The 26,740-nt window shown below is 34.4% G+C and carries 24 protein-coding genes and 6 pseudogenes; 5 read left to right on the top strand and 25 right to left on the bottom strand.

Translation table 11 applies throughout. The annotated features are described in order from the left end of the window. Nucleotides 1-46: 46 nt before the first annotated feature. A pseudogene (locus tag AAGE00_RS04755) lies at nt 47-747 on the bottom strand (IS6 family transposase). Between the two features lie 502 nt (nt 748-1,249). On the opposite strand from AAGE00_RS04755, the gene AAGE00_RS04760 reads away from it, so the two are divergent. Next, the gene (locus AAGE00_RS04760; RefSeq protein WP_341815149.1) at nt 1,250-2,209 is read left to right on the top strand and encodes an IS5 family transposase; all 960 of its coding nucleotides are present in this window, start codon (nt 1,250-1,252) and stop codon (nt 2,207-2,209) included. A gap of 12 nt (nt 2,210-2,221) precedes the next feature. On the opposite strand, the gene AAGE00_RS04765 is transcribed toward AAGE00_RS04760, so the two are convergent. From AAGE00_RS04765 to AAGE00_RS04835, 15 genes are all read right to left on the bottom strand, one after another. Beyond that, nucleotides 2,222-2,968 (bottom strand): phage tail protein, encoded by a 747-nt coding sequence (locus AAGE00_RS04765; RefSeq protein WP_341815169.1) that lies wholly within the window; start codon nt 2,966-2,968, stop codon nt 2,222-2,224. Further along, on the bottom strand, nt 2,969-3,088 hold the full coding sequence (locus AAGE00_RS04770; RefSeq protein WP_341815170.1) for a tail protein X: 120 nt from the start codon (nt 3,086-3,088) through the stop codon (nt 2,969-2,971). A gap of 31 nt (nt 3,089-3,119) precedes the next feature. Next, the gene (locus AAGE00_RS04775) at nt 3,120-4,079 is read right to left on the bottom strand and encodes an IS5 family transposase (RefSeq protein WP_341815149.1); all 960 of its coding nucleotides are present in this window, start codon (nt 4,077-4,079) and stop codon (nt 3,120-3,122) included. An 86-nt stretch (nt 4,080-4,165) separates the two neighbouring features. Continuing rightward, complete coding sequence (locus AAGE00_RS04780) at nt 4,166-4,306, bottom strand: tail protein X (protein ID WP_410542144.1); 141 nt, start codon at nt 4,304-4,306, stop codon at nt 4,166-4,168. Beyond that, nucleotides 4,303-4,659: a phage tail protein gene (locus AAGE00_RS04785; RefSeq protein WP_213863735.1), complete on the bottom strand. Its 357-nt coding sequence runs from the start codon at nt 4,657-4,659 to the stop codon at nt 4,303-4,305. Before AAGE00_RS04785 ends, AAGE00_RS04780 begins: the two co-directional genes overlap by 4 nt. Further along, nucleotides 4,659-6,938, bottom strand: a complete 2,280-nt coding sequence (locus tag AAGE00_RS04790) for a phage tail tape measure protein (protein ID WP_264954164.1) — start codon at nt 6,936-6,938, stop codon at nt 4,659-4,661. The genes AAGE00_RS04785 and AAGE00_RS04790 overlap by 1 nt, the downstream gene beginning before the upstream one ends. 115 nt (nt 6,939-7,053) lie before the next feature. Then, nucleotides 7,054-7,308, bottom strand: a complete 255-nt coding sequence (locus AAGE00_RS04795) for a phage tail assembly protein (protein ID WP_262986551.1) — start codon at nt 7,306-7,308, stop codon at nt 7,054-7,056. A gap of 82 nt (nt 7,309-7,390) precedes the next feature. Beyond that, the gene (locus AAGE00_RS04800; protein ID WP_341815171.1) at nt 7,391-7,897 is read right to left on the bottom strand and encodes a phage major tail tube protein; all 507 of its coding nucleotides are present in this window, start codon (nt 7,895-7,897) and stop codon (nt 7,391-7,393) included. 11 nt (nt 7,898-7,908) lie between these two features. Then, the gene (locus AAGE00_RS04805; protein WP_341814054.1) at nt 7,909-9,075 is read right to left on the bottom strand and encodes a phage tail sheath subtilisin-like domain-containing protein; all 1,167 of its coding nucleotides are present in this window, start codon (nt 9,073-9,075) and stop codon (nt 7,909-7,911) included. Then, entirely contained in the window at nt 9,068-9,619 is a 552-nt protein-coding gene (locus AAGE00_RS04810; protein ID WP_341815172.1) for a hypothetical protein, read from the bottom strand. Before AAGE00_RS04810 ends, AAGE00_RS04805 begins: the two co-directional genes overlap by 8 nt. A 10-nt stretch (nt 9,620-9,629) precedes the next feature. Next, nucleotides 9,630-11,063 (bottom strand): hypothetical protein, encoded by a 1,434-nt coding sequence (locus AAGE00_RS04815; protein WP_265024768.1) that lies wholly within the window; start codon nt 11,061-11,063, stop codon nt 9,630-9,632. After that, nucleotides 11,050-11,253 (bottom strand): hypothetical protein, encoded by a 204-nt coding sequence (locus AAGE00_RS04820; protein ID WP_114516972.1) that lies wholly within the window; start codon nt 11,251-11,253, stop codon nt 11,050-11,052. The genes AAGE00_RS04815 and AAGE00_RS04820 overlap by 14 nt, the downstream gene beginning before the upstream one ends. Nucleotides 11,254-11,257: 4 nt before the next feature. Continuing rightward, complete coding sequence (locus AAGE00_RS04825) at nt 11,258-12,436, bottom strand: hypothetical protein (RefSeq protein WP_265024767.1); 1,179 nt, start codon at nt 12,434-12,436, stop codon at nt 11,258-11,260. A gap of 17 nt (nt 12,437-12,453) precedes the next feature. Beyond that, nucleotides 12,454-14,379, bottom strand: a complete 1,926-nt coding sequence (locus AAGE00_RS04830; protein ID WP_265024766.1) for a DUF4815 domain-containing protein — start codon at nt 14,377-14,379, stop codon at nt 12,454-12,456. A gap of 13 nt (nt 14,380-14,392) precedes the next feature. Continuing rightward, a complete protein-coding gene (locus tag AAGE00_RS04835; protein ID WP_265024765.1) occupies nt 14,393-15,076 on the bottom strand; it encodes a hypothetical protein in 684 nt (227 codons plus the stop codon). A gap of 146 nt (nt 15,077-15,222) precedes the next feature. Between AAGE00_RS04835 and AAGE00_RS04840 the strand changes: the two genes are divergently transcribed. After that, a complete protein-coding gene (locus tag AAGE00_RS04840; RefSeq protein ID WP_265024764.1) occupies nt 15,223-16,458 on the top strand; it encodes a hypothetical protein in 1,236 nt (411 codons plus the stop codon). Continuing rightward, the gene (locus tag AAGE00_RS04845; protein WP_265024763.1) at nt 16,418-17,488 is read left to right on the top strand and encodes a hypothetical protein; all 1,071 of its coding nucleotides are present in this window, start codon (nt 16,418-16,420) and stop codon (nt 17,486-17,488) included. Before AAGE00_RS04840 ends, AAGE00_RS04845 begins: the two co-directional genes overlap by 41 nt. 135 nt (nt 17,489-17,623) lie before the next feature. Here the strand turns inward: AAGE00_RS04845 and AAGE00_RS04850 are convergent, their stop codons facing one another. The 9 genes and pseudogenes from AAGE00_RS04850 to AAGE00_RS04890 form a co-directional block, all read right to left on the bottom strand. Next, entirely contained in the window at nt 17,624-17,851 is a 228-nt protein-coding gene (locus AAGE00_RS04850) for a hypothetical protein (protein WP_341814055.1), read from the bottom strand. Between the two features lie 103 nt (nt 17,852-17,954). Next, entirely contained in the window at nt 17,955-18,455 is a 501-nt protein-coding gene (locus AAGE00_RS04855; RefSeq protein WP_265024762.1) for a hypothetical protein, read from the bottom strand. Between the two features lie 31 nt (nt 18,456-18,486). Next, nucleotides 18,487-18,744: pseudogene (locus AAGE00_RS04860) on the bottom strand (hypothetical protein); the annotation flags it as partial. A 43-nt stretch (nt 18,745-18,787) separates the two neighbouring features. Continuing rightward, entirely contained in the window at nt 18,788-19,747 is a 960-nt protein-coding gene (locus AAGE00_RS04865) for an IS5 family transposase (protein ID WP_341815149.1), read from the bottom strand. Between the two features lie 116 nt (nt 19,748-19,863). After that, nucleotides 19,864-20,421, bottom strand: a pseudogene (locus AAGE00_RS04870) (AAA family ATPase); the annotation flags it as partial. Between the two features lie 23 nt (nt 20,422-20,444). Then, nucleotides 20,445-21,020, bottom strand: a pseudogene (locus tag AAGE00_RS04875) (AAA family ATPase); the annotation flags it as partial. 43 nt (nt 21,021-21,063) lie between these two features. Continuing rightward, nucleotides 21,064-22,023, bottom strand: coding sequence for an IS5 family transposase (locus AAGE00_RS04880; RefSeq protein WP_341815149.1), 960 nt, complete (start codon nt 22,021-22,023; stop codon nt 21,064-21,066). 116 nt (nt 22,024-22,139) lie between these two features. Beyond that, nucleotides 22,140-22,382, bottom strand: a pseudogene (locus AAGE00_RS04885) (AAA family ATPase); the annotation flags it as partial. Nucleotides 22,383-22,434: 52 nt separating this feature from the next. Further along, on the bottom strand, nt 22,435-22,923 hold the full coding sequence (locus tag AAGE00_RS04890; protein WP_341815173.1) for a sigma-70 family RNA polymerase sigma factor: 489 nt from the start codon (nt 22,921-22,923) through the stop codon (nt 22,435-22,437). A 102-nt stretch (nt 22,924-23,025) separates the two neighbouring features. On the opposite strand from AAGE00_RS04890, the gene AAGE00_RS04895 reads away from it, so the two are divergent. Next, a complete protein-coding gene (locus tag AAGE00_RS04895) occupies nt 23,026-23,985 on the top strand; it encodes an IS5 family transposase (protein ID WP_341815149.1) in 960 nt (319 codons plus the stop codon). A 303-nt stretch (nt 23,986-24,288) separates the two neighbouring features. Continuing rightward, nucleotides 24,289-26,421: pseudogene (locus tag AAGE00_RS04900) on the top strand (AAA family ATPase). Nucleotides 26,422-26,740: the final 319 nt, after the last annotated feature.

Raw genomic sequence — 26,740 nt, forward strand, 5'->3', positions numbered from 1 at the left:
CTATAAATTGTGGTACAAGAAGATCGTTAAACTGGGATTATGGGAGTTATAGAGCAATTAGCATAGCAAAATTCTCAAAAGTAGAAACATTATCATTAGCCCCGATAATTTGTCTTTTTTGAATCATACGAATATTTTCTATGCCGGTAATGGTAATCTTTGCGGAGTGGAAGCTCTTAAAACCAAGCATTGGCTTTATTCGTTTTTTGATAAATCTATGATCTTGTTCGACAATATTATTTAGATATTTTATTTGAAAAACCATGATTCTACAATCTTCAGAAATTTCTGTATTCAAATCATCAAGAGCAGCAGTATTACTGCCGCTTTTATCAATTACTACTTTCTCAGGAAGGTTATTCTCTCTAAAGGCTTTACGAAAGAACGCAAGTGCCGCAGACTTGTCTCTACGAGCACACAACAGAAAGTCTACAGTATTACCAATAGTGCTCTGTATAGATAAACCCATTTGCCGTTTAATTTAACGTAGGTCTCGTCCATTCTCCAGCTACTGCCAACCTGCTTCTTCCTTTTCCTTACCGCTTCATCTATCAGTGGCACAAATCTGATAACCCACCTTTGTAACGTAGCATGATCAATTTTTGCTCCCCTTATACTCAGCATTTCTTCCAAATCTCAATAGCTCAAAGAGAATCTACATTTCATATATACAGATAACATTATTATCTCTGCTGAAAAGCTAAATCCTTTGAAATATGGCAATAATTTTGAACTAATACGAAACATCTTTGCTTTTTTTTTAGATGATCATATCACTTCTTTTCTACTTTCCTACAAATGTTACATACCAGGATTTATAGATGCGACAGAACCATTCAGGCGTAGCTTAACTTTAGAGTCCATTTACTTGCGGCTTTTATTGTTGATATACTTCCCACCATAATTGTAATAAGGTATATAAACTATCACAAGTACAAATTTCTATTTGATCTTACATTTTTATTGTAATAACCTATATGAATCACACATATCCCCATTGATGTTATTTCCCAGACAACTGGCCTCTCTCATTCTGAAATTTCACAACTCAAAGAAAAAACATAATATTCCTACTTATTCACTCCAACATTTATGAAAACCTTTCCTAAGTCGAACATACCCCCAATTAAGAGTGGCTTTGTTGCATAGCTAGTGTTGGTTGAGGTTATTGTAAGAAGAAAAGCTTTTTAATATATGGCTACTAACGAATTTTGTTGTAAAATAGGCATTTTTCAAACAAGTACAACTTATGCCACAAAAAATGAGAGTAAGTAACCAAAGAGAATATAACGAGTTTCTCAAAAAAAGAGGAAATGTTTTTCATTTTGTTAATCAAGCCATAGAAAATTGGTATGAAAATAGTCCAAAAGTTGCAGGTGGCAATAACACTTATAGTGATAAAGTTGTAATTTTAATACACATAATAGTTCATCTTTTTAGAATTGGCTTGAGACAAGCTGTAGGTTTTGTAAAAGGTTATATGGTACAAATAGGCAAAAAACTTAAGATTATCAGCTATACACAAGCTTCCAGAAGATTTAAAAAGCTTAATTTGAAGATTGATGACCATAGAAGCAATAAAGATGATCTGGAAAATGTTGAAATTGCCGTAGATAGCACTAGAGTTAGTATCTACAATAATAACGGTGGGCATAGTAAGCTTAATATTCGAAAAAGAAAATACAGTGGTTATGGTCAAGTAAGAAAATTACATGTTGTTTTAAACATAAATGATAAGAAAGCAATAAGCATGAACTACACTAGTGGTGTTGCTGTAGACTATTTGCCGGTCTGCGATATGTTAGAAGAAGTCAGTGATAAATATAACATTTGTTCTATTCGAGCAGATGCGGCTTATGATATAAAAAGTGTGTATAAAGAATGCAGAAAATACAATATTGTGCCTATTATTCGCCCTAGGAAGGATACTAAAATTTGTTTAGCTGACTACTTATCAGAAAGAAACAAGTATATTAGTAGAATTAGGTCATATGAGAATTATGAAGATGGTATTAATGAATGGAAGAAAAAAGTTAAGTATGGAGCACGGTCTTATATTGAAGTCTTTTTCTATAGGTTGAAGCAAATATTTGGGTTTGGCTTGAAAAATAAATCAGAGGTAAATCGTGAAAAAGAGCTGTTAATTAAGTGCTACTTATTGAACAAATTTACTGATATAGGTATGGCTGAATTTAAATTAGCTGCGTAAATTCACTGTGATTTACATGCCTATCAGTGCTATGCAACAAAGCCACTCTGCATTAGAGTAAAGTTCCAGCATAATATAACTTGGCTCGCTACTACCAACTGTTTCTTTAATAGTTTCGCCCTTTTCATAGCTGTGCCATTTTGCTACTACTGAATTATACTTATCACGTACGGTAAAATGCACTTTCCAATTAATTGTGTCTTGAGTTCTAATAGTCGTTGTTCCTAAAGCTTTTCCTGTGGCTGATTTTGCCATATTTTTTGAAATAAACAATATATACCCACCAGCTAATTTTGCCATTGCTTCACGCTCTGTTGCGATCTTTGTTAACAGACTTATATCACTTTCATCTGCCTGATTAATATGGGGTATCAATACATTCTTAAATTCCTCAGCGACTTTGTATCCATATCCATGTTTTTGAGCTATTTCTTTTACTAAGTTTTCTATGGTAATTTGGCGCCATTCTTTTGATACTTTTGCCTTCAAAGATATTCTTAAATTTGTTGCATGAGCTTTTATTAGTAGGGTCTTAGGTGGGCCTTGTATCGTAACTTCATTGACTGTATATACACCCATTGGAAAGATTCCCGTTTCCTTATAACCTAGTGCTATGTTCAATTCATTTGGAACTTCTACATTTTCATTGCCATAATCAACACATACCTCTGCGATATCATCTATAGTACCAGATTCATCAGTAAGATGCACCGATATTACATGATCTTTTATTCCTTCAATGCTAAATTCAGGTTTCATTTATCCCCACACTTTTAACTTCGATTTTTTTAATTGCTCTTGTATTCTAGGTAACCTGATCTTTAATCCTGCAGGCAAAAAACTTCCATACTCTGCAAGACCAGGATGGCTTTGTTGCATAGCACTGATAGGCATGTAAATCACAGTGAATTTACGCAGCTAATTTAAATTCAGCCATACCTATATCAGTAAATTTGTTCAATAAGTAGCACTTAATTAACAGCTCTTTTTCACGATTTACCTCTGATTTATTTTTCAAGCCAAACCCAAATATTTGCTTCAACCTATAGAAAAAGACTTCAATATAAGACCGTGCTCCATACTTAACTTTTTTCTTCCATTCATTAATACCATCTTCATAATTCTCATATGACCTAATTCTACTAATATACTTGTTTCTTTCTGATAAGTAGTCAGCTAAACAAATTTTAGTATCCTTCCTAGGGCGAATAATAGGCACAATATTGTATTTTCTGCATTCTTTATACACACTTTTTATATCATAAGCCGCATCTGCTCGAATAGAACAAATGTTATATTTATCACTGACTTCTTCTAACATATCGCAGACCGGCAAATAGTCTACAGCAACACCACTAGTGTAGTTCATGCTTATTGCTTTCTTATCATTTATGTTTAAAACAACATGTAATTTTCTTACTTGACCATAACCACTGTATTTTCTTTTTCGAATATTAAGCTTACTATGCCCACCGTTATTATTGTAGATACTAACTCTAGTGCTATCTACGGCAATTTCAACATTTTCCAGATCATCTTTATTGCTTCTATGGTCATCAATCTTCAAATTAAGCTTTTTAAATCTTCTGGAAGCTTGTGTATAGCTGATAATCTTAAGTTTTTTGCCTATTTGTACCATATAACCTTTTACAAAACCTACAGCTTGTCTCAAGCCAATTCTAAAAAGATGAACTATTATGTGTATTAAAATTACAACTTTATCACTATAAGTGTTATTGCCACCTGCAACTTTTGGACTATTTTCATACCAATTTTCTATGGCTTGATTAACAAAATGAAAAACATTTCCTCTTTTTTTGAGAAACTCGTTATATTCTCTTTGGTTACTTACTCTCATTTTTTGTGGCATAAGTTGTACTTGTTTGAAAAATGCCTATTTTACAACAAAATTCGTTAGTAGCCATATATTAAAAAGCTTTTCTTCTTACAATAACCTCAACCAACACTAGCTATGCAACAAAGCCGACCAGGATTAGCCTCCAATACTATTTCTACTGCTCCAGAGCTATATCCATAGTGCTTAAAACATATGTAATCTAACATTTCATTTTCTCGTGCTATATAATGTACTGTCATACATAACTCCTTAAACTTAAGCTAAATTCAACCTTTTTTGGTAATCCACAGGGAAAATACGACATTTGCTTTTCTTCTAACCGCACAATAACAAATCTTCCCAAAACATTTCCTAAACTATCTACTAAGATACTTGGTTCCTGATTTTTCTCAGCTTCTTTCATACTTTTTAATTGATTTAAATCATTGAGATTATGGAAATAAATTATTCCTTCTAAGTCTATATTTTCTGTACCTTGGCCAATATTTTGTAATGAAGGTATTTTACCAATAGACTCAATTGTACTCCAACGATTTTCTTTACTATACCTTACACTTGTTGGAGAAAACTTATGTTGACCAAGTGATAGCATTAGTAAATTGGTTCTATTGAATCAAATAGAACGTCTCGCGATTTTTCTCTTATTCTTTTTATTACTGCATCAGCAAGACTACGTACATCTTGGTTAGGTTCTGCTTTTATACTTATATTAAATGTAAAAGTTTGATTGAAAATTTTTTGTTCACACTTTTCACAGTCTTTTAAAACTTTCTCTGAATTATCTCCTGCAGAACTTTTTTCTGTAATCACACTTTCAATATTCGTTCTACTATTCGAAATTCCACTAAAAGCATTATTATTTAATAAAGGATTTCCTTTACTAAAAACATTTCTATTTTCACTAGTTGCACTGCCTATTTTTGCTTCTACTGGTTTCTTTAATGCTTTTATTGGACTATCATTAAACAATTTTTCTACACTAATCCAATTTTCTATAGGTTTTGTCACTGATTTCCAGATACTTGAGAAAAAGTTCTTTACCTTTTGCCAATTAGCGATTACAAGCGCTGCACCAATTGATAGTCCAGCAATAGCAGCTCCTATAGGATTGGTTAGCGTTAAAGCTTTCAGTCCCATGATCACTGCTGGAATTACTCGAGCTGATAACGAAGTTAATACTGGCAAAAGTGTTCCCTGCAAAATAGCCTTAAAAGTTAATATTCCACCTCCAGCCAATGCAAATGCATAACCAAAACCTACCACTGCAATCTTACCAATAATAAGAGCTGAAATTATGCTCATAACTCCTGTAGTCAAAATTGGACACTTCTCTGCAAACCAAGCTATGAGGTTAGTTATCTCTCTTAGAATATTACTTATCCACTTTAAAGGAGGTAGCATTACTGAGCCCAGGTTCATTCCTAACTCTGCTATCGCATTCTTCAATAATCGCAAGTTATTTGCTGTAGTTGCTGCACGATTATTAAACTCTTCTTGCATGGACTTTTTAAATTTTTTCTCGTCAGCTAAATGATTTATGGCATCTTTATAATTCTTTAAGCTTCCAACTAGTAGTGCAATATCATCCTGATATTCTTGACCGAAGAGGTTGAGAAGAATTTGCGAACGTTCTTGTTTATCTGTTTTCTCTAAAGTTTTAAAAAAGTATAGTAATGCTTCTTGACCATTTTGAGCAATTTTTTGTGACATCTCTTCTGCAGTTATGCCTATGGATTCCAATGCTGCTTTAAATTCTTTGCCTTGCCCTTCAGCAGTTTGGAGCTTAGAAAGTAAAGCATTTATGGCAGTTCCTGCTTTTGCTGGTTGTTTACCTAAACTAACGAAGGCATTTACTAAACTACTTGTTTCCTTGATGTCAAGACCAAATTGTTTTGCAGTACCACCAACTATTGCTAGAGTTTCAACCATATCTTTTGCTTTGGCAGCAGTATTATCTGATAAGTGATTGATTACATTACCAACGTGTTCCATTTTGCTAACATCAATTCCATAAACGTTAGAAAGTTTAGCTATAGAATCACCAGCTTGTTCAGCGGACATATCGAATGCCGTGGCCATTTTAGCTACTGTTGTGGTAAATCCAAGTAGCTTATCTTTGTCGATACCAAGCTGGCCACCACTTGCAGCAATTTGAGCTAACTCAGCAGCCGACAGTGGTATCGTATGGGACAGTTCCTTCAATGTCTGACCAAATTCTGCGGCTCCTTGATTGTGAGCTGCCTCATCTTCAGCAAATCTCACTACTTTTTTAACATCAGCCATAGCACTTTCAAAGTCAATCGCAACTTTAATTGGTGCTGCAAGTGAAAGTCCTAGTCCTATAGTTTCCATTACTTGTGACCTATAATAAGCTTTTTTTGCCAGAGCATTTTGCTGTTTTTGTATTACAGATCCTAATTTACTGTATTTCCCTTTAAGTACTTCAATAGATGAACCAAGTTTAGTTTGATCCCTCACTAAAGATTTAATATCCTTTCCACTTTTCCTTATTTCTTCATTTAATGTGTGAAGTGTATCTCTCTTTTTGATATAAGCCTCTTTTGCCTTTGATGCCGATGCTTTCAATTTTTCGAATTCATTTCTCAGTGCTTTGCTTGGTTCTTTTTTTTCCTTCTTCTCTTTAGCAATTACTGCAGCTGATTCTTTTGCTTTCTTCTCCGCTTCCTTCCAATTCTTCATGGCTTCAAGGGCATCATGATTTAGTTGCTTAAATTTGGAAACAGATTTCATTGACGAATCAAGCTGCTTTATACTATCACCCAACTTAGAAAGCTTTGCTGTACTACCTGTCATTGCACTATTAAAACTGCCATCTAACGTTGCACCGATCTTTATTGAAAGCATTGACATTTTTTTGTTACTCCTTCACTTACTTCTAACCACTTTAGAAACTCTTTTATACTCATATTAATAATTTGCTCAATTCCACTTCCTGTTGTTGAGCTAAGTTTTAAAATATTGAATCTTAACTCCTCTGTTCCAGCGGCGACAAAAAATCTTTTAGTACCTTTTGTATTTCTACATAATCTTTAATACATAAATCTTCAACTACTTCTTTTGGCACAGATGCTAGATTAGCAATTAAAGCTACCTCTTTCAAAGCTTCGCCTTCTATGCGTTCTATAGTAAGTAAATCTCTTACTTTAGGTTCACGCATCGATAACTCTGAGACAGAAATACCATCAACTGTTATTGGGTTGTTTAGTGTTATAGTTTGCATAAAATTCTCCTATAAAAAATAAAATCTTGTAAAATGTTGTAACTATTTGATCAACATCTAAAAAATAGAATTCTAAAAATCTTCATATTCCAAGCACCGTTTGAAGTAGTGCCATCTGATCAACACCATTTATCTTTCTAATCATATTTTCAGCATCGATTTCTATTAACTCATTACCACCTATAGTAAGTTTATAGTAATGAGCAGCGACAGTGCATTTGAGAGTGGCTTTTTCAGCAGGTTTCCAGCTACCAAAGTCAAATTCTTTGAATATTCCCCTGAGATTGATTACTACAGCTTCAATATCGTTACTACCACTCCCTTGCATTCCACCACGGAGCGTCAAAGCTACTGAATTTCCATCTATCAAACCAAAAAGTCTAAAAAGTTCTGAATCATATTCTGCAAAAGTAAAATCTGCTTCAAGCTTTTCCATGCCCATGTCAATATTTATTGGAATATCCATACCACCAGCTCTATATTCTTCAGTTTTTATGGTAAGCTTCGGTAAGGTTATTTCATCTATTTTTCCTGCATAACCACGACCATCTACAAATACGTTAAAATTTCTCAGTATTTTCGGTAACACTTTGCTTTCTCCTAACTTATATTTACAAGATGGGATCTGAATATTATTTGCTCAGCCGGATATGGTGGTGTAAACTCAAAGTCAAAGTATACTTTTCCGCTTGCAATATTCGCCGGTGTATTGAGTTCGGGAGTTGCATAGCATTTTCCACTGATAATCGCTCCTTGGGCTTTTAAATTGGCCAAATAAGAATTCACCCCCTCAATCACATCATCTATATAAGTTTTAGTGATATTGCGATCAACTGCCCATAAATGAGCCCTAAGTAAACTATCGTTAATTAAATCAGCCGTTCTTCTCACTGACAGAAAAGCCCATTTCGAGTCATTTGAACATGTTCTATTGCCCCAAAGCCTATAGCCATTTTGATGAATTATCGTTGTTACTTCATTTTCATTTAAATGGTTTGCTCTACAATTTGTATTACCGAGCGTAAAATCAATAGGCCTGCTTGTTCCAACAATACCATTTATCTCTTTATTTGAAGGTGAGTGCCAGAATCCTTGTTCGCTATCTACTTTCGCTATTAAACCAGCTACAAATGGGCTTGCTGGCAAGATTTCTTCTTTTCCTTCAATAAATAACTTAATCCATGGATCAACGACGTAAACTCTTGAGCTGCCGATGCTCTTTCGCCATTTTATTGCTTCTTCATCATTAGTATTTGGTCCATCTGCTACTATTATGCTTCTCAGCTTTTCTGCTATAGGAATTAATGCTGCAACCACTGCATCTTCTGGTAGTTGGTGAGTAAATTGAGGTGCAATTAATATTCTTGGAGCAACATGAACTATGCTTTCACTACTGAGGAATGCCTCTATCCCTTGATACTCTCCAGTCTCTTTATCAACTCCTCCAATTATATTCTTCAGCGTCTCTTCTTCTTTTAATTTTGGATCGCTGTTTTCACTTTCTTCAACTCGAATAACTACTACTGTTGCACCGATTTGGGAAAATATTCCATTTACTGCAGAAGGTAAACTGCCACTCTTTCCGAGCTTTGCTGCTTCCTTTAAGCTTCCTGCAACTAACACTGGTTTATTTAGCGGAAATTTTTGCTCATCAGCTTCAGGTGCAGTACCGATTACACCTATCACTGATGATTTAGCTGCACGTACTGTTTTTGCCCCTGAGGTTACCTCAATAACATTTACTCCGTGCAAAAATTCTTCAGCCATTTCTTTGCATCTTTTGTTTAAAATCGTTTAGTAAGTTCTCTACACTTTTGGCTTCTGCAATTTTCTTCTTGGTAATGTCTTCCAACTCTTCACATTTCATTATTTCTTTTACTGCTTTTTTTACTTTTTCTTCAATGATTCTTGCCATTTCAGTAACTGTAATACCACGTACTTTTGCTAATGGCTCTATAATTTCTGCATCTTTTTCGTCTATAGATTCTGGTGCTGCTAGAATGTTTTCTGCGGCTTTTGCTTGTATTTCGTACGACTTAAGCTTCTGATGAGAATATCCTGCGTATTGGTGAGTATAGTTATTATAATAAGTACGGAGACTAGAAAGTGCAGAAAACTTCGCATTTTGCAGTAACTCCAATTCAATGTCTTCTTGATTTCGCTGAGCAATTTTGCCTCCTTCTGTTAAACAATAGCTTTTTTGCCAATCAAAATCTTCTGGTGCTTCATACCAATCATTTCCAGTTGGCTTGTTTTCAAGTGTTGTTGTTTCAATCTGCTTGTGGTTTTCAAAACGTATATAAATAGTCATAAATTCCTCCTCATTGCCATATTTGATTAGTTCGTTCTAATCCTGGACATTGCCAAGCTTTTAGCGTTCTCTCCACATCTACTTCAAGTCCTGTAGTTAGAACATTGCTACGTATGTTATAAATCCCCCACTGAATAAATTGACCATAGTTGTGTACATAATTTGATGCAAGCATACCTTGACTAACTTGTGTTCTGGAATACAGATAAGATGATGTGTAAAGTAATATTGCAACTGTTTTTCCTGCTGGAATCTCCACATTACCAGATCCGGCTAACTTGCTATCAGAACTCGTGTATTGGTAAACATTTTTCCATACTATTTTTGAAATACTTGATTTATTAGAATTAGTGTTATCAGGAGTTCCCACAAATAATCCTGCTCCCCCATACTCCGTACTCGAATACGATGATCCAACAAATTCCATTGTCTTATTTATGTTCACATTGGTTGTATTTTTTACAAATACTACTCCAAGTGCAGCATACGGATAATAGTATATCTCATCATAACTACCCGAAAAACTTTTTGTGCATAACTCTCCGTAAATAAATGTTCCTTTACTTCCCTCTATAAAACTTAGTTGTCTTGGCCGATAAAAACTAACGTAATCTGTATTGTACGTATGGCTACCTGCTAGTAATTGCAACATATAGTCGGTTTTTGTTATATCACTACTCCACCTTCCAAGCTCTGTCGTAAAAGTTCCGTGGCCAAAATAATTATTTTTTCTGCCAAGTACACCAAATAAGAAAGGTAATGCTCCAGGTTCAATCATGTGACGCTTTCTTACTTCTTTCATGATTGATGAGCCACTTGGTACATCATTTATGGAGTTAAGCTTGGTTGGTTCTCTGCTCCTGATCTCTTTCATAATTGACGAACCACTTGGCACATCATTCACAGCACGAAAGTTATCTACTAAACCCTTAAGACCATCTTTATGACTGTTACTAATGCTATTTATTGCTGCAATATTGGCATTCTTTCTCGTATCAAGTAGCGATAAATTTGTTGTCCCTTTTTCATCAATTCTCTTTAATAACTGCTTCTCTGATTCAGAGATCACTGCTAAAGAACTAGCTTTTTTATTATCCAGATCAGTTAAGTGTTTTTTTGCACTATCAAGAAGTTCTTTTAGCTTACCATCAGTCATCTGCACAATTTCAGAAACTGCACTTTTGTCGATTATTGATTCCAGTGCTTTAGCAAGATATGCTAATTGATCTGGCGTACTATTTGCTGCTAAATCCCTAAGCCTTTCTTGTAGTGCATCAATTATTTCTTTTACTTTAGTCATTTGCGCAATATCAGAAATAGCTTTTTTACCTATCATCGATTCTAATGATTTAGCAAGGTACGCTAATTGATCAGGTGTGCTATTTGCTGCTAAATCTTTAATTCTTTGATGCAATGCATCTATGGCTTCGTTAGCAATGGTCATTCCAAAAATTCAAAAAAGTCTCAAAATTCAGTCGTTCAAATGCTTTTTTAAGCTTATTGTGCTCATTCTCTCTTTTAGCGATATCTTCATCTATTTTCTTAATTGTAGTACGGATACGAACAACATCCTGCACAGCAATATTCTCTGGATGAGGCAGTGGATACCCTCTGCTTGTTTTATCATCTGACATTCTGCTAAGTGATAATGATTCGTAGATTTTTGACTTTAGGACGATAGACAACTGTTCCACTTAAAACTAATTTTATCCTTGTCTCATTACCATTAAAGTTTGTTAGCACATGAGTTCTCTCTACCCAATTTTCCCCTATTGGTTTTCCCGAGGTTAAATTTACTAGCTGCCATTCTTTGACGCTTTTCTGCACATATGCTTTTACGTCTGCAGTGCCAGGTATTAGCGCATCATATGTTATGGTAATTTTAGTGTTAGCTCCTGCTGTAATGCTTCTTGTAACATAATCTCCTTTTTCCCCTATATTACCCATAACTAGCTGTAACCCAGGATATAGCACTGGACTTTTTTCTTTTGACCCTTTTAAATTTGCCTTTACTGTTAACTCTCCAGATAGTCTTTCACGCAGCGCGAGCGACAAGTTATCAGATAGAAAATTTTCTTTTCCCTCTTCATCTATCAGAATAAATTCTACATTGGTATCAAATGCTACTTTTTCGACGTTCGTCAAAACAATTAAATCTGATACATTATTTACAGTAACTTTGCCCAGATCAATAACGTGAGAACTTTCGCTAAATTTTGCAGCTAGTAATCGAAACGTTAAATCTAAATTCTGATGCGGTGTCCAGGTACTTGCATTGCTAGATGACAGTAATACTCCTACTTGATATGGTTGACTTGTTACCCAACGGCTATTTACTGCATCATACTTGCCAAGCTCTGCTATTTTGACTGTTGTCTCTGAATCATCGGTAAGTAAAACTATTGCATACTCTTCTCCTGCATGGCAAAACACTGGTGACCAAGTAATACGTGTTGCCGTGCCATCTATCTTTATATCTTTTGGCTCAATATAGCTTTCAGCAATGACAGTTTGTGAGGGCATTCCTACTGCCGTTTCTCTAATCTGCACAACAACACGTTTTTTGCCTTTATTTATAAACCATAAGTCTAGACCTCCTATGTGTCTGCTTTCATTTAGAGTAAATGTTTGCGCTAAAGGATCAACTCGTCTTGCTGCGATAACTCTTCTTCTCTCTTCTATGGTAATAGTTTTTTTACCAGTATAAGTTGCTTCTCCATAGCTTCCTTTATCCCCGTAAAACTGTACTAATTTAGTACCTGCTGGAATATTTGCTGGGATTTTTATTTTTCCACTTATTTGTCCTTGATTTTCCACTTTTTTTCTTTTTATTTTTACATAGGTTGGATAATGATGCCGTCAAATTTTACTTCTTTAAGCCTTTCACCTAGCTCAAAACCTTCAATTTCAAAATCTTGTACTGCTTCTCTCATAAATTCAGCTTCGTATGAAGTACTTGACAGCAATTCTGTTGTTTCTTTAACATTAAATACTCTAGTTACTGGACTTTTCCAATGAGTGATAACCTCTGTCCAGTGGTCAATGTTTTTATTTAGAGTAATTTGTGCCGGGACTGGATCAAAAGCTTGGTATGGATTGATCTTTTCTCCTTTAGTCTGTAAAAGCTGCTCCAGTACCGGTTCAAGTTTATAAGGCAAAAGATATCTTTCCCCACCTTTTTCAATATCTGCAACTTCTACATCTATTGGCAGAACTAGCTCTCTATTTACTATTGCTGCAGACTGCGAAATTCCTTGATCACGCATATCATCGTCAAAAAACGAATCAACAAATACTCCTTTTTTGGTAGTAGGTTCTCTTGAATTTGCATCACTGCGTAAACGTTCCTGTGCAACAAGAGCATAAAGATCATTTATTCCTTTTTTCATTGCTTCAAGCTCATTCATCGGTACAGCATGAATAGCATTATTCACTATTTTTACCCCTTCGCCTTTTTTCCACGTCTGATGAATGTAGCAGAGCAAAAGTTGTCCACTAGGCGCTCTAGGCATTGATGGTCGCCAAGGGTGAGAAATTCCTTTTATTCTTCTTACCACTCCTTTGCTATCGATAGTAATTAAATCAAAGCGGGGCATTTTCCAGGTGTAATCAATCAAAACCAGACTGTTATCAACTGCTCCTTTTACTTTACATCCCTCTTCACTTATATCTTCAGGGCTTACATGAGTGCGACAGCGATAGGTTATTAGGTAACTACTTCCAGGAGCTGGTTCTTTGCTGGGTAATGACCAATCAACGTTTCCTGCATTTAACTTATAGTCTGTACTATTTTCATAAATAACATTGCCTTGTTTAATTTGAATAATCTCAAGTACCGCAGAGTCAGGTATTGGATCAACAGCTCCTGAATATGAACCATGAGTAATGGTAATGGTTTTTTGAACGGTTATATCTACTTTTTTGATTTCACTTATTGGAAAATCATTAACTTTAAGTTCCATTACTCTTTGGCTATTTGGCTGAAAAGTATGTGGTTCTGATTCAACTGATTTTATATCCGGATCTTCATCAAAAGAAACACGAATACTGTGAGGAAGTTCAATCTCATAGCCATCAACATGAGCTTTACCCTCATTAATCACAAATATTTTTTTTCCTCCTTCTCCCTCTTCCTTTTGCAGGAACATTACTTCAAGACCATTTACGACGTAGGAACCATTTGCCTCTTTGTCATAACGAGCAAGAGCAGTAGTTACTATATTTGCTTGTGGTGGTGGTGAATGTTCTATCAATACTCCATTTTCAATATTGTAAATTGGGTAAAATTCGCCATTTGTAGAGTTAACAGTAACACTTTCTACTTGGTATCCCCAAATGGTGGAAACTTTAAGCCTTGCTGCCCCTACTTCTTGATAATTACGTGTACCAACAGCAGGATCACGAAGATTTTCGTCCTCAAGTTCTGTAATCGTAGATTCTAGATAATAAACACCGATACGCACTGTGGTACTCAGTGGAATAACAAACTCTTTTGCTTCTACTTTTCTAACTGCTCCACGAAGATAGATTTTTCCTGACTCAAGTGTAACTTTACCAGCTTCCCCATCTATAATACAATTGCTTCTTGTTATAACATCGCCATCACGAAATATTGCATCGCCTATACCTTTAAGCTTAGAGAGAGCATATTCCTGAGTCTCGTTTAGTTCTGCAGACTGTAGACCTCTTCCTGCAAGAAATAAGCTTTTTTCGTATTCTTTGTCAGGATTAAAGCGATTATAATAGCTATTCAAAGTCATTCTTTTCCCCTCTTCAGAATGTAACGACAAAGGCAAAAGTTTCCCGGGTTGCTGCGGTTCTGATCAGTGGTACTGTGTGTTCTAAAACTAACAAAATTCCAGGATTTTCCACGTCTTTTGGCTCAAAATATCTCTGTCCAGGAGGTGCTTTCTCCTTTACCTTTGTACCAACCATAACCCCGAGTTCCCTGATAACTTGATTTGCTGCGTCCGTGAAATCGAAAGTAAATTTGAGAAAAAGATTATTAGTTGGTACATTTGAGGGCCTAAACCTTCCAGAAGGAGTTATAAGTTCGCCGTTTTCATCACCTGTGCAGAATAGCACTTCATCTGCAGTACGTCTGCCAAGCTCATTGAGCAGTTTTTGAGATGTAATGGACTCTGGTGGTGTGTCTTGAATGTATTCTATAGTTACTGTACTATTCTCTACAATAGAGCTGTTTTTCGTACGTTTTATTATACCACTACTGCTCTCAACTATATAGTCAATACTGGATTGATACACTGTTTGTCCTGTAAAAACCCTTACATCTTTAATAGTATGGTGATCTAGAGCTATTTCATCCTCAACAAAAACTTTTTCGACTTGATGACTACTTTCCCAATTGGCATCACCACTGCCCCAAGCAAGATGTATTGGTTGCTCTTTTATGCTTGCTGCTATTGCTGCTCTTCCTGACTGTGTAAGAATTGACATTTGAAAATTTGACTCCTGTATATATATTCACCAAAATTACAAAAACTGTTCAGTTTTTTTAGGAAAATTCTTCTTTTATTTCATAATAAATTTTTGTTGACTAATCTTTAATCTATTTTAGACATAATATATTTACTTTTAGATATATGATAGCTAGTGAGGAATTTTGGGAAAATAATTTAGAAATGCCAGTATCCTTTTTGCTTAAGGACTTTCAAAATCCAAGTTTACGTGAAAGTTGGCTTAATTCTCTTTCTGGTAGACAATTAAGTGTGATTTTTAACCACTATTTTCAGAATAAGCAAAATAGGCAATTATTTAAAGACTACGAAAAATCCGATGATATTTCAACTCAGCAAAAGCGTAAGATGCTTATTAAAATTTCTGAATCTCTGTTTGATTATTACTTAGTCAATCGTTTTAGTCGTGCAAAATCAGAAACAACTATAGCTGAAGTAGCACAGTCTGTATTAAGCCAAGATCTTCTGAAATCATTTCTGTTGCAAAATAACAAATATGACAAAAAGTCCTTGTTGTTTACTCTCTTTATAATTAATCATAACTTACTGAAACAAATTTTCTGCTTTAATCAAGTGCAGAAAAAAGGTTTTTTACCTTTCGTATTAAAAAATCCTCCAAGACAAAAGTCCACTTCATTTAAGGATTTTTTATCAAAAAGTACGATACAGGAAATATTAAAACAGCATGATCTATTCGAAAATGATAGTTTTGAAAGTCAGTTTCAAGAACTCTTTTACTACCAAAATAGTATTTACTTATTTATACGACGTGCTAGTAAAGATGAAGATTTGGTAATGAGTTCAAATAAGGTAATACACGGTTATAAACCTAGTAGAATTATTATTGACTTTGCTTTAAATGCTAACCAAGTAAATCTATCTATTCAAAGTTTTGATCAAGGATTAAAAATAGCAAATAAAATAGTAAGCTGTTATTTTCAACGAGAATGTTCATTTACTAACATGCGCCACCAAAATACAACAGCACAAGTGAGTACTTTTTTGAATGACTGTGTAAAACAACATGTACCTGATATTCGCCTATTTGAATTGAAATTTGGTCCATCTAAATCTAAAACTAATCTTACGTTAAACACGGATAATATTGAAGAGTGGTTGCAGAAGATAGAGCCTTCGGTTGGTAGTGTACTGCATGATGTTTCGCTTGTTCAGCATATCAAAGTATTGTTCAAAAGTAAAAAAGTTACTTTATCCTTTCAGACAGACACGCAATACGCAAATTATATAGAAATTGATTACTCAGAATATGTTCTCAATAGAAAAGAACGAGATGATTTTAAGTCTTTAATTAGAGATAGCTATGGAATTACCGTTTTGTCGAAAACACTCTCAAGATATTGATACTATGTTAGTAAATAGGTCCTGGGTAGATCCTGATGAGAACTATATAGATGCTGCAGAGTATCTCAACCAGATTGATTTTGTTAAACTTGAGAAGCATTACTTCGTTATTTGCGCTAATGATTTAGATCTTGATTTTCCAAATATACAAAATCCTTATTGCAAAAACGAGGTTATCATTTCTCATGATTTTGATGAAGAGTGTGATGATCTAGCTTGCGAGGATTGTGGTCGTGATATTTTTCCTGATACTTATAAAAAACAGCGTTATCTTGTGCTTTCAATTAAACTTAATACGGAAAAAATTATAAGTTGGTTTGAAAAACTATTAATAGGGCTCATATGGGAAAAGGCGGCAAATGGGATATATCATATAAGCTTTAAAAGTAAAATAGTAAGCGTTATTATACCAACTTTATGTACTGATAAGTCATATTTAACTGTAGATAGGTTAAGAACTAATGTTGCTGTTCTTATAACTTTTGGAAAGGCAGACTTAAAAATATTGTTAAGCCTATACACTGTTTCCATGGCTGATTTAATTTGTAAACATCAAACTCTAAATCAAATACTAAGCGAAGCAGTTGAAAAAGGAGTACCAGAGCTATTACCTAATGTTTCTTTTCAAGCATTCCCTTATGTTCCACTGCAAGAAACAACTCTTCCAGAAAAAAAGATACTGCGATTAAAAGTTGAAGATAATACTATTTATGTTAATGACATTGAAATTATAGGCAAACAAGCAATTTCGAGCATCCGCATCTTTAGAGTATTACTTAAACAATTTTTGCGTGACTTGGAAGCAGTTAAAGAATATAAATTTCTTAGTATCATTCAAATAGCAGATAGTTTAGGTATTGAAGACCCAGAACAGCAAGTACGCAGACCTCTTAACAGAATGCAAAAAACAATAGCAGAAAAGCTAGCTAGCACCTTGGGACTAAATATAAAACGCGATGATGTGATACAAGCGTGTAACTGGTCAGGCTATCGGCTTAATCCATCTACCATTAACTTAAGTGCTAGCTAGCCCTATTGCTAAAAACAGTCTAATGGTAACATAACTTTAACGCGTCTGTTATTTCTTGGTACTTCTTTTTCACGAAATTTTATATAACCTTCAGTAACTAAGGCATTAATATATCTAAGAATAGAATGATGACTCTTAAGACCATTCAAAAAAATAGCAAAATTGGGTTTTAGTAAAAAAGCGTCCCTTACTCGCTTCCTCATTAATTAACTGTAAAACAGTATCATATTCTCTCTTCCAGCGTATGGTTCCTTTATGTTTAGTAAGTAATTCTTTAACAAGGTTTATGTCACTTATAATTGAACTCAAAAATTCAGCTATATCCCCGTTTTTATCTTTAGAAACCTGTTGTTCAGCATTCATATCACTAATACCAGGCGATAAATAAGACAGACATTCTTTAAATCAATAGTGTTTTTTGGGATTTATTCATCTATAAAAATTGTTTCAAATAAACACAGCAGCTTTAGAAAGGTATCCAATCACGCTCAGTATTTTGATGTTGCTCTTGAGTAATAACCGTAGCAATCTTGTTTTTCTCTCCATATCGATCAGCCTCAATACCAACTTTTGCAGTAAACTCTAACCCATTAAAATCAGCTATAGAGTTGACTTTTCTAGCAATAACTGCTTTTTCTGAAGTGTCATTTGAATGAATGTTCCGTGCTGACTCTAAAATACTTCTAAGCATAGAACGACCCATTTCTCCCCAAGTATCTTCTCCTTCAACGCTTGCTTTGCCACTTTTAATACCAATTACTTGATAAATCTTACGTTTTGCATATGGACCTTCAGTGACAGTAAATTCAGCGTTTAAATAGATGCTACCAGTAGTGTAGCTTTTCGTGAACCAATTCTCATAACCTCCAGGCTTTATTGCCATTTTTACCTTGACTATTGTACCTTTCGGTATTAAACTGCTTTGCAGTTTTGCGTTATTAAAATCAGTTAAAAAATCTGCTAGCATATTGTCTCCTATAAATTAAGTAAAAAAAGAATCAACTCCATTGGTCTACGAGTTGCCAATTGCCATTTATCTTATCGACAAGTTTGTTTGGTACACGTTCACCATTACGAAGCTCAAATACTATTTGACGGGTAGTGCTTTCTTCATCATGAGAAAACATCACCATGCCAGTACTGTAGAATCCTCTTAAAGATCCAGCACCGCTTAAACCCTGAAATGGATCTTCTTCTAACATTTTTTTGGATAGTTTTTTTGTATGGTGGGTGAGTATTATGCCTGAATCTGGATGGCTTTGTTGCATAGCACTGATAGGCATGTAAATCACAGTGAATTTACGCAGCTAATTTAAATTCAGCCATACCTATATCAGTAAATTTGTTCAATAAGTAGCACTTAATTAACAGCTCTTTTTCACGATTTACCTCTGATTTATTTTTCAAGCCAAACCCAAATATTTGCTTCAACCTATAGAAAAAGACTTCAATATAAGACCGTGCTCCATACTTAACTTTTTTCTTCCATTCATTAATACCATCTTCATAATTCTCATATGACCTAATTCTACTAATATACTTGTTTCTTTCTGATAAGTAGTCAGCTAAACAAATTTTAGTATCCTTCCTAGGGCGAATAATAGGCACAATATTGTATTTTCTGCATTCTTTATACACACTTTTTATATCATAAGCCGCATCTGCTCGAATAGAACAAATGTTATATTTATCACTGACTTCTTCTAACATATCGCAGACCGGCAAATAGTCTACAGCAACACCACTAGTGTAGTTCATGCTTATTGCTTTCTTATCATTTATGTTTAAAACAACATGTAATTTTCTTACTTGACCATAACCACTGTATTTTCTTTTTCGAATATTAAGCTTACTATGCCCACCGTTATTATTGTAGATACTAACTCTAGTGCTATCTACGGCAATTTCAACATTTTCCAGATCATCTTTATTGCTTCTATGGTCATCAATCTTCAAATTAAGCTTTTTAAATCTTCTGGAAGCTTGTGTATAGCTGATAATCTTAAGTTTTTTGCCTATTTGTACCATATAACCTTTTACAAAACCTACAGCTTGTCTCAAGCCAATTCTAAAAAGATGAACTATTATGTGTATTAAAATTACAACTTTATCACTATAAGTGTTATTGCCACCTGCAACTTTTGGACTATTTTCATACCAATTTTCTATGGCTTGATTAACAAAATGAAAAACATTTCCTCTTTTTTTGAGAAACTCGTTATATTCTCTTTGGTTACTTACTCTCATTTTTTGTGGCATAAGTTGTACTTGTTTGAAAAATGCCTATTTTACAACAAAATTCGTTAGTAGCCATATATTAAAAAGCTTTTCTTCTTACAATAACCTCAACCAACACTAGCTATGCAACAAAGCCAATCTGGATTGATAACATTTCTCAGTCTTTCAAGTGTTTTTTGCAAGAAGAATAACATAGCGCTATTGTCGTTTTCATTGCCATATTCACTTGAGTTAAAAATGTTACGAAGAGGGTCAATCGCAATAATATCAGGTTTAAAACGCTCTTTGACAACATTTTTGATTTCATCTATTTCTTCACTGCTAAATGATAATTGCACTCTTGGCGTGATAATTAAGTTATTGGCAGCTATGTCCAAAAGCTCTTTATTCAGTTGAAGTTGTTGCAACCGTTCTTTCATATATTCATATTCAATTTCAGTTTGCATGTAGAAAATTTTCAAAGGTTTATTTGGTGTCATACCGAGAAATGATCTACCAGCAGCCATGTGGACGAGCCATGAAATTAGAAAATCGCTTTTGCCAATTTTAGGAGGGCCACCCAGTACTAATAGACCTCTTTTTGTCAGAATCCTTGGTGAGATTATATCTTCTGGTATCGGTGATTGATCATCCAAATATTCTTTCACACTGAAAAAGGGAACTTTTTGACCGATATTGAAAAAGCTTTGTTCCATAATAATTATTCTCCAATTTTTAATTAAGCAATAGGAGCCAAAGTTTTGGCTTTAATTTTCGCAAGTAATTTACCCAGATGCGGTTCTTCAACCATATTCAGGCAGCCACTGCGGTCTTTAGCTGGATATCCCCAAGAGTTAATAGTCTGACAGACAAATGAACGTTTCTCTGTGCCATCATCTTTCTTGATTCCAACCATACTAATTACTTCATCAACAATACCTGGAATTTCACTAGCAGTTTTAGCCCCTTCACATTGAGGTAACCAAGTTGGACGATTGCAGTCATCAAGATATTGACCTAATGTGCCAACTATGATAATGTCTTTATCTCTGATGTGTTGAAATTGATTGAGCCAAGCCATCATCTCTTGAGCAAGTGTACCATAAGCAGCTCTTTTATCTTCTCTCCCTGATCTATCTGAAAAAGCTTCAGGTTGCATTCTTGCCCATAATAGACATAAACGTGAGGCAACGGTTATACTATCCACAAAGATGCATCGGTATTTAGAAACTTTAGAAAGAAGATCTTTGTGCTTGCTACAGACATGCTCATAGTGTTTTTGACTATACGCTTGATCAGACCTTAATGCAGGATGGCTTTGTTGCATAGCACTGATAGGCATGTAAATCACAGTGAATTTACGCAGCTAATTTAAATTCAGCCATACCTATATCAGTAAATTTGTTCAATAAGTAGCACTTAATTAACAGCTCTTTTTCACGATTTACCTCTGATTTATTTTTCAAGCCAAACCCAAATATTTGCTTCAACCTATAGAAAAAGACTTCAATATAAGACCGTGCTCCATACTTAACTTTTTTCTTCCATTCATTAATACCATCTTCATAATTCTCATATGACCTAATTCTACTAATATACTTGTTTCTTTCTGATAAGTAGTCAGCTAAACAAATTTTAGTATCCTTCCTAGGGCGAATAATAGGCACAATATTGTATTTTCTGCATTCTTTATACACACTTTTTATATCATAAGCCGCATCTGCTCGAATAGAACAAATGTTATATTTATCACTGACTTCTTCTAACATATCGCAGACCGGCAAATAGTCTACAGCAACACCACTAGTGTAGTTCATGCTTATTGCTTTCTTATCATTTATGTTTAAAACAACATGTAATTTTCTTACTTGACCATAACCACTGTATTTTCTTTTTCGAATATTAAGCTTACTATGCCCACCGTTATTATTGTAGATACTAACTCTAGTGCTATCTACGGCAATTTCAACATTTTCCAGATCATCTTTATTGCTTCTATGGTCATCAATCTTCAAATTAAGCTTTTTAAATCTTCTGGAAGCTTGTGTATAGCTGATAATCTTAAGTTTTTTGCCTATTTGTACCATATAACCTTTTACAAAACCTACAGCTTGTCTCAAGCCAATTCTAAAAAGATGAACTATTATGTGTATTAAAATTACAACTTTATCACTATAAGTGTTATTGCCACCTGCAACTTTTGGACTATTTTCATACCAATTTTCTATGGCTTGATTAACAAAATGAAAAACATTTCCTCTTTTTTTGAGAAACTCGTTATATTCTCTTTGGTTACTTACTCTCATTTTTTGTGGCATAAGTTGTACTTGTTTGAAAAATGCCTATTTTACAACAAAATTCGTTAGTAGCCATATATTAAAAAGCTTTTCTTCTTACAATAACCTCAACCAACACTAGCTATGCAACAAAGCCATGCAGGATTAGGACCACCAATAAGACAAGCAATGTCTCTGGCCTCATTCCAAGTGCGCATATTGATTGAATCTCCTTTCCAGTCTTGTACAGCTAGAAGTCCTGCTTCAAAATCAAGGCAAAGTGTTGTTGATTCATCGAGAGTTTTGAGTAAGCTAGTTTTACCAATTCCATAAGGGCCAAAGATTACTATCTTCACACCTGTGACTATTTTTGCTCTTTCTTCGCTGTTTATTATTTTCATGTTTTTACCTATATGCACTTATATATAAATTCACCAAATTTCAAAAAACTGTTCAATTTTTCTTATGCTTTTTTCCGTAAACAGGTGCAAATTTAGATCGCATTTTCTTGAAAATGTTGTACAAAGTAGTCCGTGACATATTGTTCATGTCTGCAACTTCAGCAATGCTGTGATGTTTAAGTTGTTCACATAAAACTTGCCACTTCTTTGGTAATTTTGAAATAATTTGCTCAACATCAATACGTAGTATCGTTTCATCTTCAAAGCAGTAACTTTCTTGTTGCACATTATTTTCAAGCTTAGGAGTAGTACGTGAGTGTTTACGGACTAGATTATTAATACGATTTTTAACAACTTGCTTAGCAAAGGTTGAAAGACTGCCCTTAGTTTTATCATACTGATCTATGCATGAAAGAAACTCACAGAAGAGGTCTTGTTCTATGTCTTCAATATCTTGATCAGTAAGCGATTTATAATATTTTGCGTAAAATTTTATTAAATTAACAACTTTAGGATCAATACCTGAATGGCTTTGTTGCATAGCTAGTGTTGGTTGAGGTTATTGTAAGAAGAAAAGCTTTTTAATATATGGCTACTAACGAATTTTGTTGTAAAATAGGCATTTTTCAAACAAGTACAACTTATGCCACAAAAAATGAGAGTAAGTAACCAAAGAGAATATAACGAGTTTCTCAAAAAAAGAGGAAATGTTTTTCATTTTGTTAATCAAGCCATAGAAAATTGGTATGAAAATAGTCCAAAAGTTGCAGGTGGCAATAACACTTATAGTGATAAAGTTGTAATTTTAATACACATAATAGTTCATCTTTTTAGAATTGGCTTGAGACAAGCTGTAGGTTTTGTAAAAGGTTATATGGTACAAATAGGCAAAAAACTTAAGATTATCAGCTATACACAAGCTTCCAGAAGATTTAAAAAGCTTAATTTGAAGATTGATGACCATAGAAGCAATAAAGATGATCTGGAAAATGTTGAAATTGCCGTAGATAGCACTAGAGTTAGTATCTACAATAATAACGGTGGGCATAGTAAGCTTAATATTCGAAAAAGAAAATACAGTGGTTATGGTCAAGTAAGAAAATTACATGTTGTTTTAAACATAAATGATAAGAAAGCAATAAGCATGAACTACACTAGTGGTGTTGCTGTAGACTATTTGCCGGTCTGCGATATGTTAGAAGAAGTCAGTGATAAATATAACATTTGTTCTATTCGAGCAGATGCGGCTTATGATATAAAAAGTGTGTATAAAGAATGCAGAAAATACAATATTGTGCCTATTATTCGCCCTAGGAAGGATACTAAAATTTGTTTAGCTGACTACTTATCAGAAAGAAACAAGTATATTAGTAGAATTAGGTCATATGAGAATTATGAAGATGGTATTAATGAATGGAAGAAAAAAGTTAAGTATGGAGCACGGTCTTATATTGAAGTCTTTTTCTATAGGTTGAAGCAAATATTTGGGTTTGGCTTGAAAAATAAATCAGAGGTAAATCGTGAAAAAGAGCTGTTAATTAAGTGCTACTTATTGAACAAATTTACTGATATAGGTATGGCTGAATTTAAATTAGCTGCGTAAATTCACTGTGATTTACATGCCTATCAGTGCTATGCAACAAAGCCTACCTGAATAAGAGTTTCGAGATTTCATAAGATGTGTCCTTAAATGAAAGACTTAAGGATGAAACTTTCTTAGTAAATATTGTAGGACATGAAAAAAATACCTCAGACAATCGTGAGTTTTTTACCCTCTGAAAACCTGGAATCTTTTTTCAAACCTCAGACACTCAAAACTTTGATCAGACAATGCACCTACGAACTGAACAGTTTTTGTAAATCCAGTGAATATATAGAACAAGACTTTCAACTTACAGGTAATTTCATGAGTGATTCATACAATGTTCAAGAACTTAAAGCACAACTTCTATTAAACTTAAGATCTTGTCTTTTGTACTTGCTACCTAACGGAACTTTTCACAAAAATGAGTTTCAAGTAGGTGATATATGGGGTAATAAAGGAAAAAGTTTAAGAGTAGAACTAAGTGGCAGTAGAGCCGGGTTATGGAATGATTTTGCAACTGGAGAAGGTGGTGACATTATCGACCTTTGGGCAGCTGTACATAGAAAGAATGCAAGGACAGAGTTTCCTGAGGTAATAGCTTCAATAAGTGAATGGCTCGGAAATAATAAAAAATACAGAGAGAAACAATATGTTGATGAAGACTTTGAGAAATTCATTACCCAAAGTTGGAATTATTATGATGAAAATGGTCAGGTGATTGTAAAAGTTTATCGTTCTGATCCTCCTGGAAAGAAAAAAGTATACAAGCCTTTTGATATCAAACAATCTAAGTTTGCATCACCAGAAATAAGGCCTCTATATAATATTCCAGAAATCTTAAAGTCTGATAAAATTGTTCTGGTGGAAGGGGAAAAATGTGCAGAAGCGCTGATAGAGAAGGGAATAACTGCAACAACAGCGATGTCTGGAGCAAATGCACCTATTGAGAAAACTGATTGGACTCCGCTAAAAGGTAAACACATTATTATATGGCCAGATAATGATGAAGCAGGTAAGAAATATGCTAAAAATGCTGAAAAAAAGCTTTTAGAAATCGGAGTTGAATCACTTGTTGTTCTTAATATTCCACAAAATAAAACAAAAGGCTGGGATGCTGCTGATTGTGTAGAGGAAGGTATAGATGTCAAAGAGTTTTTAACTTCAACTCCATGTATAAATTTACCTGCTACTGATATTCCAACTACTGATACTTCAAATATGAAAAGTTTAGAAAGACCCATAAAACAGCCACTTAATATTTTAGATTGGAGTGCAGAGCGCTTTGTAGGTCCAGTACCAGAGCAAAAATTTCTTGTTGAAGGGATATTTCCTTTGGGCGTTACTTCAATAGTTGCTGCTATGGGAGACACAGGAAAAGGAATGCTGCTACTTGATTTGGCTCTCAAAGTTGTAAATGATACAGATCAAATATGTGGTTTTGGTTCGCTTGTGACTGAACATGGATCAGTGGTAGTCTTTTTAGCAGAAGATGATGCAGGTGAAGTACATCGCCGCTTAGAACGACTTGACCCTAAATGTGAAAGATTAAAATATAAAGACAAACTATTTATTGTACCACTGCCAAACGTCAGAGGATCACTTACAATACTAAGAAACGTTCGTGGTAAAGTTGTCGAAGTTTCTCCTGAATTCGAATCTATAATAAAACAGCTCGAGAAAATTAAAGATCTGAAATTGATAGTATTTGATCCACTTGCTTAATTTATCCATGCAGATATAAATGCTGACCCAGCTGTAGGGGATTATCTGATGTGTCTATTGTCTGATCTAGCAAATAGTACTGGAGCTTCAATTGTTACTGCTCACCACATGAGAAAACCAAAAGGAGAAAAACCTATACTAACTGTTGAACAAGCAAGAGATGCAATAAGAGGTACCTCTGCTCTTGTTAATGGTGTTAGATGCTCATACGCTTTTTGGCCAATAGAAAATACAGCTAGGCTAGAGATCTTTAAGGCAGTAGGAGAAACACCAAGACAGAATGCTTTATTTCATGGGGCAGTTGTGAAGGCCAATGGGTTAGCTGATCGTACTGTAAGAACTTACCTAAGAAATCAGGAAACAGGGCTACTAGAAGATATAACAATACAACTAACAGTTAAAAATACTAGTGAAAAAGACCTTAAAATATGTCTTATCGATGCAGTTACACGATCTGCTGCTTCAGGGCATCCATTTACTCACACAGGAAGCACAGGAGTATATAAGCAACGCCATAGACTACCTGAAGTTTTTCACAGCATGGGAAGGGATAGACTAGAGCGTATGGTACAGGAACTTTTGCAGGTAAAGCAGTTAGTTAAAGTGATGTCTACAGGTTCAAGAGAGGATAAGTGGCTTGACATTCCAACTGGACCATTTGCTTGTGGTATAGGAAAATTCACTCTTGGAGCTGAAGATTTTAGCTATAGGGAAAATTTAATGTTAGGATAAGTCTTTTTTTATGGGTAAAAATATTTTAGAGTTTACCCAGTTTTCTCTATTGCCATTTCAATCTATATAGCTACTATCAATTTACATCCACTCAACTAGAACTTAGCACTTAAGAAATAGCACCATCAATGATTGTATTACATTCCTAATTCCTAGGTTCCTAAATCAGTAATTAGAAATCAGGAATCTAAATTCTGCGTGAGAGCTAGCTTTTTTGCCTACGTTCCTAAAAGCGTTCCTAGAAACCACATGTCTAAAGTCAGCCAGTGAGGCGGATTCTAGCTTCCTAAAACCCTTATATATTATATATATATAATAG

The organism is Wolbachia endosymbiont (group B) of Aricia artaxerxes (assembly GCF_964026975.1).
Classification (GTDB): domain Bacteria; phylum Pseudomonadota; class Alphaproteobacteria; order Rickettsiales; family Anaplasmataceae; genus Wolbachia.

Excerpts from the sequence above, each read along its gene's own strand:
- AAGE00_RS04760 (WP_341815149.1), top strand. The coding sequence starts at position 1,250 with ATGCCACAAAAAATGAGAGTAAGTAACCAAAGAGAATATAACGAGTTT.
- AAGE00_RS04765 (WP_341815169.1), bottom strand. The coding sequence starts at position 2,968 with ATGAAACCTGAATTTAGCATTGAAGGAATAAAAGATCATGTAATATCG.
- AAGE00_RS04770 (WP_341815170.1), bottom strand. The coding sequence starts at position 3,088 with ATGCAACAAAGCCATCCTGGTCTTGCAGAGTATGGAAGTTTTTTGCCT.
- AAGE00_RS04775 (WP_341815149.1), bottom strand. The coding sequence starts at position 4,079 with ATGCCACAAAAAATGAGAGTAAGTAACCAAAGAGAATATAACGAGTTT.
- AAGE00_RS04780 (WP_410542144.1), bottom strand. The coding sequence starts at position 4,306 with ATGACAGTACATTATATAGCACGAGAAAATGAAATGTTAGATTACATA.
- AAGE00_RS04785 (WP_213863735.1), bottom strand. The coding sequence starts at position 4,659 with ATGCTATCACTTGGTCAACATAAGTTTTCTCCAACAAGTGTAAGGTAT.
- AAGE00_RS04790 (WP_264954164.1), bottom strand. The coding sequence starts at position 6,938 with ATGTCAATGCTTTCAATAAAGATCGGTGCAACGTTAGATGGCAGTTTT.
- AAGE00_RS04795 (WP_262986551.1), bottom strand. The coding sequence starts at position 7,308 with ATGCAAACTATAACACTAAACAACCCAATAACAGTTGATGGTATTTCT.
- AAGE00_RS04805 (WP_341814054.1), bottom strand. The coding sequence starts at position 9,075 with ATGGCTGAAGAATTTTTGCACGGAGTAAATGTTATTGAGGTAACCTCA.
- AAGE00_RS04810 (WP_341815172.1), bottom strand. The coding sequence starts at position 9,619 with ATGACTATTTATATACGTTTTGAAAACCACAAGCAGATTGAAACAACA.
- AAGE00_RS04815 (WP_265024768.1), bottom strand. The coding sequence starts at position 11,063 with ATGACCATTGCTAACGAAGCCATAGATGCATTGCATCAAAGAATTAAA.
- AAGE00_RS04820 (WP_114516972.1), bottom strand. The coding sequence starts at position 11,253 with ATGTCAGATGATAAAACAAGCAGAGGGTATCCACTGCCTCATCCAGAG.
- AAGE00_RS04830 (WP_265024766.1), bottom strand. The coding sequence starts at position 14,379 with ATGACTTTGAATAGCTATTATAATCGCTTTAATCCTGACAAAGAATAC.
- AAGE00_RS04835 (WP_265024765.1), bottom strand. The coding sequence starts at position 15,076 with ATGTCAATTCTTACACAGTCAGGAAGAGCAGCAATAGCAGCAAGCATA.
- AAGE00_RS04840 (WP_265024764.1), top strand. The coding sequence starts at position 15,223 with ATGATAGCTAGTGAGGAATTTTGGGAAAATAATTTAGAAATGCCAGTA.
- AAGE00_RS04845 (WP_265024763.1), top strand. The coding sequence starts at position 16,418 with ATGGAATTACCGTTTTGTCGAAAACACTCTCAAGATATTGATACTATG.
- AAGE00_RS04850 (WP_341814055.1), bottom strand. The coding sequence starts at position 17,851 with ATGAATGCTGAACAACAGGTTTCTAAAGATAAAAACGGGGATATAGCT.
- AAGE00_RS04855 (WP_265024762.1), bottom strand. The coding sequence starts at position 18,455 with ATGCTAGCAGATTTTTTAACTGATTTTAATAACGCAAAACTGCAAAGC.
- AAGE00_RS04865 (WP_341815149.1), bottom strand. The coding sequence starts at position 19,747 with ATGCCACAAAAAATGAGAGTAAGTAACCAAAGAGAATATAACGAGTTT.
- AAGE00_RS04880 (WP_341815149.1), bottom strand. The coding sequence starts at position 22,023 with ATGCCACAAAAAATGAGAGTAAGTAACCAAAGAGAATATAACGAGTTT.
- AAGE00_RS04890 (WP_341815173.1), bottom strand. The coding sequence starts at position 22,923 with ATGCAACAAAGCCATTCAGGTATTGATCCTAAAGTTGTTAATTTAATA.
- AAGE00_RS04895 (WP_341815149.1), top strand. The coding sequence starts at position 23,026 with ATGCCACAAAAAATGAGAGTAAGTAACCAAAGAGAATATAACGAGTTT.